Raw genomic sequence first — 12,046 nt, 5'->3', positions numbered from 1 at the left:
AGAGAACGACGGCGGCGGCGCCCGGCAGGTGAGCGCCGCCGCCGTAGCGGATCAGACCTGGTAGTAGCGCTTGGCGCGCTCGGCAGCGCGTTTCGCAGCTTCCTGCGGCGTGGCCGAGCCGGAGGCGGCTTCCGCGAACATGTCGACCACGACGAAGTCGCCCATGACGGCGGCCGAGGCGTAGCCGAGATCACCGGCATAGCCGTTGTCCAGGCAGCGCTTGAGGCAGTCGCGGTACGGCGTGATCTTGGGGTCGGAGGTCCAGACCGGGTTGTCATTGTAGGCCGGGAGCGGCGGCGAGACGTAGCCGTTGGAGGCGACCTCCCAGGCGTCGTAGTTCTCCTTGTCCATCATGAACTTGATGTATTCCTTGACGGCCTTCGGGTACTTCGAGTGCTTGTAGCCGTAATAGACCAGGATGTTCTGCTGCTCGGTCGGCTTGCCCACGGGGCCGACCGGCATCGGCGCGTGGTTCATGTCCTTGGCGATCTCCTGCTGCTTCGGATCAGGAGAGGTCTTGCCGACGGTCCAGATCGAGATGCCGTTCAGGGTGAGGCTGATCTCGCCGTTGAGGAAGGCCTTGTTGTTGTTCGAGTCGTTCCACGACAGCACGCCCGGAATGAACGTCGCATAGAGCTGCTTGACGTATTCGAGCGCCGCGATCGTCTCGGGCGCATCGAGCACGACCTCGTTCTTCTCGTTGACGACCTTGCCGCCGAACGCCCATAGCGCCCACTGGCACCAGCCGTTGGCGTCGCCCGTGGCATGACCGAGCGCGAAGCCGGCCGGCGTGTTGTTCTTCTTCAGCGCCTGGCAAAGCTTGAGGAAGCCGTCCGTGTCCTTGGGGAATTCCTCGAAGCCCGCAGCCTTCACGTGGCTGATGCGGTAGTTGAGGCAGCCACCGGTGGCGCCTTGCGGAATCGCGATCCAGCCATTGCCCTTCTTGCCGTACTTCTGGGCGACCGGATACCAGCCGCCATACTGGGCGCCGAGATAGTCGGCGACGTCGGTGACGTCGATCAGCTTTTCCGGGAATTTGTGGGGATCATCGAGCGTGCCGATGATGAGATCGGGGCCGGCGCCGACATTGGCTGCGACCGCGGCTTTCGGACGAATGTCCTCCCAGCTTTCGGCCTCGAGCTTCACCTTGACGCCGGTCTTCTCGGAAAACTTCTTGGTCTGCTCAGCGAACTTGTCGAACTCGGCCTGGATGAACTGCTTCCAGCGCAGCACGCGAATGGAGGCATTCGGCTCCGGCGTGTTGGTCCACTCCGCAGCCCGGACGGGGACGATCCCTGGGCCGGCGAGCAGAGCTGCGCCGCCCAGGCTGGCTTTAAGCACACTACGCCTGTTGAAATCGGTCATCGTTCTCTCCCTGTTTTTTTATATTTGTATCGGTCCGTCTTTATGTCGCTACATGCGCTTACCGGTCGCCTCGTCGAACAAGTGAACCACGGACGGATCGGGCTTCAGCCGGACCTTGTCGCCCGGGTTGAACTGATGACGCTCGCGGAACACGGCCACCACCTGCTCGCCGCCGAGCTTTGCAAACACCTGCGTTTCGGACCCGGTCGGCTCGACGACCACGATCTCGGCATCGGCGCCGTCGTCGGCGATGGTGAAATGCTCAGGGCGGACGCCGTAGACGACGGGCTTGCCGTCGGAGCCGGCCGGCACGCTCTTGAGCGGCAGCTTGACACCGTTCGGACCTTCGAAGGTGGCGACGCCGTTGACCCGCACGTGGCCCTTGAGGAAGTTCATCGCGGGCGAGCCGATGAAGCCGGCGACGAACTGGTTTTCCGGCTTGTCGTAGAGCTCGAGCGGCGTACCCATCTGCTCGACGATGCCGTCATGCATGACGACGATCTTGTCGGCCATGGTCATGGCCTCGATCTGGTCGTGGGTCACGTAGACGGTCGTGGTCTTGAGCCGCTGATGCAGCTCCTTGATCTCGGTGCGCATGGCGACGCGCAACTTGGCGTCGAGGTTCGACAAGGGTTCGTCGAACAGGAACACCTGGGGATCGCGCACGATGGCACGGCCCATGGCAACGCGCTGGCGCTGGCCGCCGGAGAGCTGGCGGGGATAGCGATCCAGCAGCGGCGACAGCGCGAGGATTTCAGCGGCGCGCTTGACGCGCTTGCTGATCTCGTCGGAGCTGGCGTTCCGCAGCTTCAGCGAGAAGCCCATGTTCTCGCCGACCGTCATGTGCGGATAGAGCGCGTAGTTCTGGAACACCATCGCAATGTCCCGCTCCTTGGGCTGGACATTGTTGACGACGCGGTCGCCGATCGAGATCGTGCCGGAGGTGATGTTTTCGAGGCCCGCGAGCATGCGAAGCAGCGTCGACTTGCCGCAGCCGGAGGGGCCAACAAGAACGACGAACTGGCCATCCTCGATCGGAATCGAGACGCCGTGCAGGACTTCAAAATTGCCGAACGATTTCCGCACGTCGCGGATTTGCACAGACGACATCTAGCTCCCTCCTCCGACTTAGACGACGCAACTGTCGCGCCGCCACCGTCTTGTTTTTTCTGAACTTCGCCGAACCGAAGCCCCTCTTAGCAGGTGGCATTGTCGGCAGTTTGTGCGGATTTGGCAATTTGTCTTTGGTTAGTCGCTGCTGGTAGCGCTGTCAACGATCCTTTGTTTGGGCAAGCGGCTGTGTTATGAGCAACAAATGGGTCGAAAGCGCACCAAGTCTGGCAAGATTCGGTTGGCGGAAGTGGCCGAGCTGGCCGGCGTCAGCCCGATTACAGCCTCGCGCTTCTTCCGCAATCCCGAGGCGTTGTCGCTGGCCAAGCGGACGCGGGTCGAAAGCGCGGCCCGCGAGCTCGGCTACGTGCCCAACCTTGCGGCACGCGCGCTGGCCTCCCAGCGCACCGAAGTGATCGGTGTCCTGATTCCATCACTGACCAACAACGTATTCTCGGACGTGCTGCGCGGCATCTATGATGCCTCCGAAGGCAGCCGCTACTCGATCCAATTGTCCAACACGCGCTACAGCATTCTCCAGGAGGAGAAGCTGTTGCGCCTGTTTCTGGCGCAGAAGCCGGCGGGTCTGATCGTCACAGGCATCGACCAGACCGCGGAATCGCGCGCGATGCTCGAGGCGGCCGACTGCCCGATCATCCAGATCATGGAAATCGGCCCTGATCCCGTCGACATGATGATTGGCTTTTCTCATTTTGACGCCGCGCGCGCGGCGATAGCCCATTTGTTCGCGCAGGGCCATCGCAAGATCGGCTTCGTTGGGGCGCGCATGGACCCGCGGGTTCAACGCCGGCTCGATGGCTACGTGGTTGCCATGAAGGACGCCGGCCTCTACGACCAAAGACTGATCGTGACCACGGCGACGCCGACCTCGGTAACGCTCGGCGGCGCGCTGTTCGCCGATCTGCTCGCACGCGAATCCGGCATCGACTCGGTGTTCTGCGCCAATGACGACCTTGCGCTCGGCGTTCTCTTTGAATGCCGACGCCGTGAGATCGCGGTCCCCGATCAGATCGCGATCGTCGGCTTCAACGATCTCGAATTCATGGCCGCCTCGGTGCCGACGCTGACCAGCGTGCGGACCAATCGTTACGAGATGGGCAGCGCGGCTGCTGCGATGCTGATCGAGGCGATCGAAGGCAAGCGGCCGGACCAGCCCGTGCTGGATCTCGGCTTTACCGTGATCGAGCGGCAGAGTTCGCAGACGCAGCGGTCGGGCCTCAGCCCCCGCCTCCCGGGGCGGGCCCCCGCCGTACAAAATGATAGCGTTACCAACGAGCCGTGAGTAGTATCGCAACTATGAGAAACGTTCGCCAGCAGGCGGGCCGTCATACCATGCTCGCGCTGCCGGGCATCGCACCGATCGACATCCCCGACGTCGCCCGCTGCGTTTGCATTGAAGGAGAAACCAATGACAAAAAAGCCAACCAATGGGCATGCGTCCGCCGGTAACGGGGCCCGCCGCCACCTTCGCTCGCAGGACTGGTTCAACAACCCGCACAATCCGGGCATGACCGCGCTCTATATGGAGCGCTACCTCAACTTTGGCCTCACCCGCGCCGAGCTGCAGTCGGGCAAGCCGATCATCGGCATCGCCCAGACCGGCAACGACCTCTCCCCCTGCAACCGCCATCATATCGAGCTCGCCCATCGCGTCCGCGAGGGCATCCGCGAGGCCGGCGGCATTGCCATGGAATTCCCGACCCACCCGATCCAGGAGACCGGCAAGCGCCCGACCGCGGCGCTCGACCGCAACCTCGCTTATCTCGGCCTGGTCGAGGTCCTCTACGGCTATCCGCTCGACGGCGTGGTGCTCACCACCGGTTGCGACAAGACCACGCCCGCCTGCATGATGGCGGCGGCGACCGTCAACCTGCCCGCGATCGTGCTGTCGGGCGGCCCGATGCTGAACGGCTGGCATGAGGGTGAGCGCACCGGCTCCGGCACGATCGTCTGGAAGTCGCGCGAAAGGCTCGCCGCCGGCGAGATCGACTATGAAGAGTTCATGGAGATCGTGGCGTCCTCGGCACCTTCGGTCGGCCATTGCAACACCATGGGCACGGCCTCGACCATGAACGCGCTCGCGGAAGCACTCGGTTTCTCGCTGCCGGGCTGCGCGGCGATCCCGGCGCCCTATCGCGAGCGCGGCCAGATCGCCTACGAGACGGGCAAGCGCATCGTCGACATGGTCTGGGAGGATCTGAAACCCTCGGATTTCCTGACCCGCAAGGCGTTCGAGAACTGCATCGTGGTGAATTCGGCCATCGGCGGCTCGACCAATGCACCGATCCACATCAACGCGCTCGCGCGCCACATCGGCGTCGAGCTCTCGATCGACGACTGGCAGAAATTCGGCCACGACGTGCCGCTCTTGGTCAACCTCCAGCCGGCCGGCTTCTATCTCGGCGAGGAATTCCATCGCGCCGGCGGCGTGCCCGCCGTGATCCGCGAACTCATGGAGCACAAGCGCATCCATGAGGACGCGCTCACCGTCAACGGCCGCGGCATCGGCGAGAACTGCGCGAATGCGCCCAAGCCCGATCAGGACGTGATCTGGGCCTACGACAAGCCGATGGTGAAGGATGCCGGCTTCCTGGTGCTGCGCGGCAATCTCTTCGATTCCGCGATCATGAAGACCAGCGTGATCTCGAAGGAGTTCCGCGAGCGCTATCTGAGCAACCCGAAGGACCTGAACGCGTTCGAAGGACGCGCGGTCGTGTTCGAGGGGCCGGAGGATTATCACGAACGGATTGAGGATCCCGCGCTCGGCATCGACGAGCACTGCGTGCTGTTCATCCGCGGCACAGGCCCGATCGGCTATCCTGGTGGCGCCGAGGTCGTGAACATGCAGCCGCCGGCCGCGCTGATCAAACGCGGCATCCTCGCCCTGCCCTGCATCGGCGACGGCCGCCAGTCCGGCACCTCGGGCTCGCCATCTATCCTCAACGCCTCGCCGGAAGCCGCCGCCAATGGCGGGCTCGCGGTGCTCCAGACCGGTGACAGGGTCCGCATCGACCTCAACAAGGGCAGCGCCAACATCCTGATCTCGGACGAGGAGTTGAAGAAGCGCCACGCCCAGCTGAAGGCCGCCGGCGGATTCAAGCATCCGCCGAACCAGACGCCGTGGCAGCAGATCTACCGCGATACCGTCGGCCAGCACGAGACCGGCGCCTGCGTGGAACTCGCCACGCGGTACCAGAACGTCGCCTCGGCGTTCGGCGTGCCGCGGGATAATCACTGACCACGCGTCATTGCGAGGAGCGAAGCGACGAAGCAATCCAGTCTGCCCCCCTCGGTAAGATTCTGGATTGCTTCGCTTCGCTCGCAATGACGGCATAGCAATCGGATTCAAGGTGAGGAGAACAAGAACATGGCAGACCGCCTCAAGGGCAAGCGCGCCGTCATCACGGCCGCAGCGGCAGGCATCGGGCGCGCATGCGCCCTCGCATTCGCGCGTGAAGGCGCAACCGTCATCGCCACCGACATCAACGAAGCAGGCATCGCTGAACTGACCAAGGAAGGCATCGCCGAGGTCGCCAAACTCGACGTCCGCAACACCGCCGACGTCAATGCCTTTGCCAAGCGGACCGGCCGGATCGACATCCTGCTCAACGCGGCCGGCTTCGTGCATCACGGCACGATCCTGGAATGTTCGGAAGAGGATTTTGATTTTTCGTTCGACCTCAACGTCAAGTCGATGCACCGGACCATCAAGGCCTTCCTGCCCGAGATGATCGCGGGCGGTGGCGGCAGCATCGTCAACATCTCGTCCTGCGCCGCCTTGCGGCCGCCGGCAAACCGCTACGTCTACAGCTCCTCGAAAGCTGCAGTGTCGCTGCTGACCCGCGCGGTCGCGCTCGACTTCATCACCAAGGGCATCCGTTGCAACTCGATCTGCCCCGGCACCGTCGAGACCCCCTCGATGCTGGACCGCGCCGCCGCGCAGGGACCGCAGGGCAAGGAGATGTTCATCTCCCGGCAGAAGATGGGCCGGCTCGGCACTGCCGACGAAATCGCCAACATGGCGATCTATCTCGGCAGCGACGAGAGCGCCTTCACCACCGGCGTCGACCTGGTCGTCGATGGCGGCTACATGCTCTGACGCCTAAGGAATCGAGCAGGATCGGGCCGCATGAACAAGATCGATCTCGACGGCCGCATCGCCGTGGTCACTGGCGGCGCTCAGGGCTTCGGCCGCGCCATCACCGAGCGCTTTGTCGCTTCCGGTGCCCGGGTCGCGATCTGGGACTTTGACGCTGCGCTCGCCGAGAAGACCGCAAAGGACATCGGCGACAATGTCCGCGTCTTCAAGGTCGACGTCACCGACACCGCGGGCGTCGAGCAGGCGCGCGATGCGACGCTCGCGGCCTTCGGCAAGATCGACATTCTCGTCAACAATGCCGGCATCGCCGGCGTCAACAAGCCGGTCTGGGAAACCGACCTCGATGAATGGCGCAAGGTGCTGCGCATCAACCTCGACGGCCCGTTCATCGTCTGCAAGGCGATCGTGCCTGTCATGCTCGAGCAGAAGTACGGGCGGATCGTGAACATCGCCTCGATCGCCGGCAAGGAAGGCAATCCGAACGCCTCGCACTATTCGGCCTCCAAGGCCGGCCTGATCGCGCTGACGAAGTCGCTCGGCAAGGAGCTTGCCGCCCACGACATTCTCGTGAATGCGGTGACGCCGGCGGCAGCCAAGACCGCGATCTTCGACCAGATGACGCAGCAGCATATCGAGTTCATGCTGGCGAAAATCCCCAAGGCGCGTTTCGTGCTGGTGGAAGAGCTGGCGGCGATGGTCGCCTGGCTTGCATCCGAAGATTGCGCCTTCTCGACCGGCGCCGTTTTCGACATCTCAGGCGGACGCGCAACCTATTGAGAGAGCCATGATCCGGGAAGGTGGGTGCCTGTGCGGCGCGGTGCGGTTCAAGGCGCAGGGCGAGCCGCTGAACGTGCGCGTCTGTCATTGCCGCCGCTGCCAGAAGGCGATGGGTTCGCCCTATTTCGCCCGTGCCCAGTTCGACCAGAAAGCGCTAACGGTCGAGGGTGACACCGGCCGCTATGCATCGTCGGAAAACATCGATCGCGTATTCTGCAAGGCTTGCGGCACGCGGCTGTTCGCCTGGCGTCGCAACGGCACGCTGGCGGGCGTGGCCCTCGCGACCTTCGACGACCGCAACGCTTTCACACCGACCGAGCACATCTGGACCAGCGAGAAGCTGGCCTGGGTCAGGATCGAGGACGGCATGACGCAATATGAGACGACGATCCCGGCCTGACGGCGATCATTTGCGGCGTGGCATTTCGGAACCGGCCGCCCTATGTTGCGCGGAAGCGTTGCTGCGCCCCCGGTTTGGTCGTCTGCAGGGCGACAGGCAAAGCCGGAGCAGGCGCGACGTGAACATTTCCTTCTACGACCTCTCGGTGTGGGTGCTGCCGCTGGTGCTGGCCATCACCTTCCACGAGGCCGCGCACGGTTTCGTCGCGCACCGGCTCGGCGACGACACCGCCTGGCAGCTCGGCCGCGTCAGCTTCAATCCGCTCAGGCACATCGACCCGTTCGGCACCCTGATCCTGCCGGCGATGCTGCTGTTTGCGCATTCGCCGTTCCTGTTCGGCTACGCCAAGCCGGTGCCGGTGAATTTCCGCAAGCTCAACCACCCGAAGCTGGATATGGTCTGGGTCGCCCTCGCCGGCCCCGTCACCAACATCCTGCTGGCGCTCGCAGCAGGCCTCGCCCTCCACGCCCTGCCCTGGGCTCCCGCCGGTTCAGCGCAATGGATCTTCGACAACCTCAAGAACGCGCTGCGGATCAACGCGGTGCTGGCCGTCTTCAACATGATGCCGATCCCGCCACTCGACGGCGGGCGGGTCGCGGTCGGGCTGTTGCCCCGCCCGCTCGCCCTGCCGCTGGCACGGCTCGAGCCGTTCGGCATGCTGATCCTGATCGCCCTGCTGATTCTGCTGCCGATGGCGGGTTCCCAGTTCGGTCTAAATCTTGATGTTATTTCAGCAATACTGCGAACGTTGACCGGTCATGTGATTCAAGCTGTTCTCTTCGCGACCGGCAACGCATAGTTGAAGCGTTACGTTTGGATATCCTGCACTTGAAAACAAAGCCGAAGGGCTAGAGGCCAACTTGGTCAAAGCTGCCGATATGCTGATCGCGCGACGCGCCGATACCCGTGCCCGCGCCGATTTCGCCACCTGGAAGATGATGGCCAAACTGAATGGGTTGTCGGCGCTGCCTCCCGAGGCGCAGGGCTTCCTCGATGGCTACAAGAAGCTGCTGGATCGGATGAGCGAGACCGAGGCCACCGAGGTCGCCATCGCCGAGGTCTACAAATCCTATTATCTGGAAATGGGCGGCGGCGGGAACCCGCCCGATGTCCGCCCCCGGCCGCCCGAGCCGGTGACGGACAATGTTACCGCCTTTCGCCGGCCGGCGCCCAAAGCAAAGAAGACTGGCTTCTTCGGTGCAGGCACGGTCAGTGGAACCCAGAAGCGTCCTCTTCCGGTGGCGCTGATTTTCGCCTGCCTGGTCGTGGTCTATGTCGGGATCAAATACTACTGGCGCTGAGCGGTCTTCTTCTTTTTCTTGTCTTCCGGCGGCTTGAAAACGATATCGACGGTGCGCTCGACCCGATCCTCGGTCAACGCGGCAGGTGGTACCGGGAATGGATCTGATTTGCGGACCATGGCGACCGCTGCCGCATCGAAAGCGGCGTCTCCGGAGGATTCGACCACGTCGACCGACACCACGTTGCCTCGTCGATTGAGTGAAAAGCTCACCTTGGTGGTTTGATTGTTGGGCTGCTTGCCCTCCGGATTGACCTTGTGAGCCGCGAGATGCGCGCTGATCTTGCGGTTCCAGTCCGCCGTAATTTTGAGCACGTCCTTACCAATGCCGAGCACCGGAGCCATGGCCCTCTCAGCTTCGCGCGTGGCGTTTTCGAAGGTTTGCCGCTCCATGGCAATCTGCTTCTGCTGAGCTTCCATGGCGGGGGTTTCGGTGGCGGCCACCTTCGGATCTTCGTCCTGCTCCTTCTTCGCCTTGTTCTCAGAGACAACGCGATCAGCATCCTCGAGCGGTTGCGGTCGATCCTGCGGAAGATCTGTTTCCTTCGTCTCGGCCTTCTGCTGCTGAAGCTCGGGACGCTCTTCCTGCTCCTCGGAGTCCGTCGGACCAAGGGCCTGATTGGAGTCTTGAATCGGCGGAGAAGCCATCTCGACCGCGAACTCGGCACCCGCAGCGCCCAAGCCTTCATCGCCATCATCGGTCGGCAAGCTGGCGAGCGCGAGCGCAGCCCCACACAAATGGAGCACGAGCGCCGCGACCGCCGCCAAGATCCAAAGCCTTCTGGACGATTTGGGTTCGAGCTCAACCGACATGGCGACCCCTATGGCTGCGCGGGGCCTGTCGCAGCTGGTGCCGCCGGCGCGCCAGCAGCCTCCAACGTCACCAGCTTGACCCGCGTGTAACCGCCGGAGCGCAGCAGCTCCATGACGCCCATCAGCTCGCCATAGGGCACCGAACGATCGGCACGCAGAAAGACGTATTTGTCCTTGCTCATGTCTGACAAGCCGTCGAGGGTCGGAATCAGGTTGGCCCGGCTCACCGAATCCTCCCCGATCGCAAGCCCCAGATCGCGCTTGATGCTGAGATAAGTCGGCTTGTCCGGCTTCTTCTGCGGCGTTGCGCTCGACGTCGGCAAATCGATCGGCAGATCGACCGTCGACAGTGGTGCGGCGACCATGAAGATGATCAGCAGTACCAGGATGACGTCGATGAAGGGCGTGACGTTGATGTCATGCGTTTCCGAGAAATCGTCGTCGTCATCGTTGTCCGTCAGCGAGACTGCCATGGCTTACTCCGCCGCCCGCGAATGCGCAGTGCCGTGGCTGCGGTCGAGATCGCGCGACAACAGACGTGCCGCCGCGCCCGAGGCGCGGCTGACGAGCTCGAGATAGCTCTTCGTCACGCGCGAGAAGTGATTGTAGATGATAACGGCGGGGATCGCCGCGACGAGGCCGATGGCCGTCGCGAGCAGCGCCTCCGCGATGCCGGGCGCGACCACCGCGAGGTTGGTGGTCTGCGACTTCGAGATGCCGATAAAACTGTTCATGATGCCCCACACGGTGCCGAACAGGCCGACGAAGGGCGATGTCGAACCGATGGTCGCGAGGAGACCCGTGCCGATGCGGATGCGTCGTGCTTCTGCGCGGACGATCTCGGCAAAGCTCGAGGCCGCGCGCTCCTTGATGCCTTCGTCGCTGGAGAGCCCCGCAGACATCCGCGCTTCACGTAGCGCGGCCGCAAGGAACGACGACAACATGCCCTGCTTGGTGCCGAGCGCCATCTGGGCTTCGGCAAGCGAGCGAACTTCAGCGACCTTCTTCAACGCCGAACGCAGTTTGGCGGAGGCGACTGACAGCTCGATCGACTTGGCGATGAAGACGGTCCAGGTTACGAGCGAGGCGAAGGCAAGCCCGATCATCACCGCCTTCACGATGATGTCCGCCGCCATGAACATCCCCCAGGGCGACAATTCCTTCATGGCCGGCGCGATGCCCGCTTTCCGCGCGGCCTCGGAGGCGGGGGCCACGGCAGCCTCGGTCGCTGGCGCGCTGGGCATCGCCACGGGCGCAGCAGGGGCCGCGGTCGATGGCGCAGGTGCGGCCATCGCGGGGGCGGCCGGCACCGGCTGAGCCGCCACGAGTACCGGTGCCGCCATCGGCCGCGCCGGCGCCGCCGCCCGGGTTTGTGTCTGGGCAGACGCAGGAACTGCGAGCCAGGCGGCCGTGAACAGCACGGCTGCAGCGAGGCTTGCTCGGAAAGATGTGATCTTCATACTTCGGCCCAGGTGCGAATGAGGTTGTGATAGATGCCCGTCAACTTGATCGTTTCGGGATCGTCACGCCCGAGCCGTGCCGCCAACGCCTGAATGGCGGTGTCGAGGTCGAAGATCATGCTGCGGGCTTGATCGTCCCGTATCATGCTCTGGAGCCAGAAGAAAGACGCAACCCGCGCCCCCCTTGTCACCGGTGTGACCAGATGCAGGCTGGTCGAGGGATAGAGCACGCAGTCCCCGGCTGGCAACTTGACCTCGTGCGAACCGTAGGTGTCCTCGATCACAAGCTCGCCACCGTCGTAATCCTCGGGCTCGCTGAGGAACAGCGTGACCGACAGATCGGTGCGGATGCGAAGGCCGGTCAGGCGGTCGCCGCGGATCGCGTTGTCGACATGCAGGCCGAAATGGTGGCCGCTGTCCGCCGTATAGCGGTTGAACAGCGGCGGAAAGATCTGGAGCGGGATCGCCGCCGCCAGAAATCGCGGACTCGCCGTCAGCGCCGAGATGATGCGGTTGCCGAGCCTGCGCGCGACCTCGCCATCCGGCGGCAATTGCTCGTTGCGCTTGACCATCGCCGACTGCGCGCCCGCGGTGGAACGGCCGTCTTCCCATTCGCTGCCGTCCATGATGCGGCGGAACTCCGCCACATCATCCTTGCTCAGGACGCCGTCTATGCATGTCAGCATGGCACCTCGTCATGT

General features: G+C 63.7%; 13 protein-coding genes. 7 read left to right on the top strand and 6 right to left on the bottom strand.

The window, feature by feature from the left end; translation table 11 throughout:
- Positions 1–51: 51 nt before the first annotated feature.
- Complete coding sequence (locus tag ACVW16_RS32900; protein WP_456703126.1) at positions 52–1,365, bottom strand: ABC transporter substrate-binding protein; 1,314 nt, start codon at positions 1,363–1,365, stop codon at positions 52–54.
- 48 nt (positions 1,366–1,413) lie between these two features.
- Positions 1,414–2,475: an ABC transporter ATP-binding protein gene (locus ACVW16_RS32895; RefSeq protein WP_092230398.1), complete on the bottom strand. Its 1,062-nt coding sequence runs from the start codon at positions 2,473–2,475 to the stop codon at positions 1,414–1,416.
- Positions 2,476–2,680: 205 nt separating this feature from the next.
- Here ACVW16_RS32895 and gntR point away from each other — a divergent pair, with 205 nt between their 5' ends.
- The 7 genes from gntR (at position 2,681) to ACVW16_RS32860 (ending at position 9,073) form a co-directional block, all read left to right on the top strand.
- Positions 2,681–3,778: an HTH-type transcriptional regulator GntR gene (gene gntR / locus ACVW16_RS32890; RefSeq protein WP_456738520.1), complete on the top strand. Its 1,098-nt coding sequence runs from the start codon at positions 2,681–2,683 to the stop codon at positions 3,776–3,778.
- A 126-nt stretch (positions 3,779–3,904) separates the two neighbouring features.
- Complete coding sequence (locus tag ACVW16_RS32885) at positions 3,905–5,734, top strand: IlvD/Edd family dehydratase (protein ID WP_456703123.1); 1,830 nt, start codon at positions 3,905–3,907, stop codon at positions 5,732–5,734.
- Between the two features lie 129 nt (positions 5,735–5,863).
- On the top strand, positions 5,864–6,595 hold the full coding sequence (locus ACVW16_RS32880) for an SDR family oxidoreductase (RefSeq protein WP_456703122.1): 732 nt from the start codon (positions 5,864–5,866) through the stop codon (positions 6,593–6,595).
- A gap of 30 nt (positions 6,596–6,625) precedes the next feature.
- Positions 6,626–7,372 (top strand): SDR family NAD(P)-dependent oxidoreductase, encoded by a 747-nt coding sequence (locus ACVW16_RS32875; protein WP_456734861.1) that lies wholly within the window; start codon positions 6,626–6,628, stop codon positions 7,370–7,372.
- Between the two features lie 7 nt (positions 7,373–7,379).
- Positions 7,380–7,772 carry a GFA family protein gene (locus ACVW16_RS32870; RefSeq protein ID WP_456734860.1) on the top strand — a complete coding sequence of 131 codons (393 nt, stop codon included), beginning with the start codon at positions 7,380–7,382 and terminating at the stop codon, positions 7,770–7,772.
- A gap of 118 nt (positions 7,773–7,890) precedes the next feature.
- A complete protein-coding gene (locus ACVW16_RS32865) occupies positions 7,891–8,571 on the top strand; it encodes a site-2 protease family protein (RefSeq protein WP_456738156.1) in 681 nt (226 codons plus the stop codon).
- Positions 8,572–8,650: 79 nt separating this feature from the next.
- Complete coding sequence (locus ACVW16_RS32860; protein ID WP_456738155.1) at positions 8,651–9,073, top strand: hypothetical protein; 423 nt, start codon at positions 8,651–8,653, stop codon at positions 9,071–9,073.
- Here ACVW16_RS32860 and ACVW16_RS32855 read toward each other — a convergent pair.
- From ACVW16_RS32855 to ACVW16_RS32840, 4 genes are read right to left on the bottom strand one after another with little or no spacing between them, the layout of a single operon-like run.
- Positions 9,061–9,885 (bottom strand): TonB family protein, encoded by an 825-nt coding sequence (locus ACVW16_RS32855; RefSeq protein WP_456734859.1) that lies wholly within the window; start codon positions 9,883–9,885, stop codon positions 9,061–9,063. The two genes, ACVW16_RS32860 and ACVW16_RS32855, sit on opposite strands and share 13 nt — an antisense overlap.
- Before the next feature lie 8 nt (positions 9,886–9,893).
- Entirely contained in the window at positions 9,894–10,358 is a 465-nt protein-coding gene (gene exbD, locus ACVW16_RS32850) for a TonB system transport protein ExbD (RefSeq protein ID WP_456703117.1), read from the bottom strand.
- Between the two features lie 3 nt (positions 10,359–10,361).
- A complete protein-coding gene (gene exbB / locus ACVW16_RS32845) occupies positions 10,362–11,345 on the bottom strand; it encodes a tonB-system energizer ExbB (protein WP_456734858.1) in 984 nt (327 codons plus the stop codon).
- Entirely contained in the window at positions 11,342–12,031 is a 690-nt protein-coding gene (locus tag ACVW16_RS32840) for a Fe2+-dependent dioxygenase (protein ID WP_456734857.1), read from the bottom strand. The genes exbB and ACVW16_RS32840 overlap by 4 nt, the downstream gene beginning before the upstream one ends.
- Positions 12,032–12,046: the final 15 nt, after the last annotated feature.

The sequence above is a fragment of the Bradyrhizobium sp. USDA 4474 genome (assembly GCF_054057515.1).
Note: the sequence above shows the minus strand (reverse complement) of the source record. Positions and strands in the feature narration are given on the sequence as shown.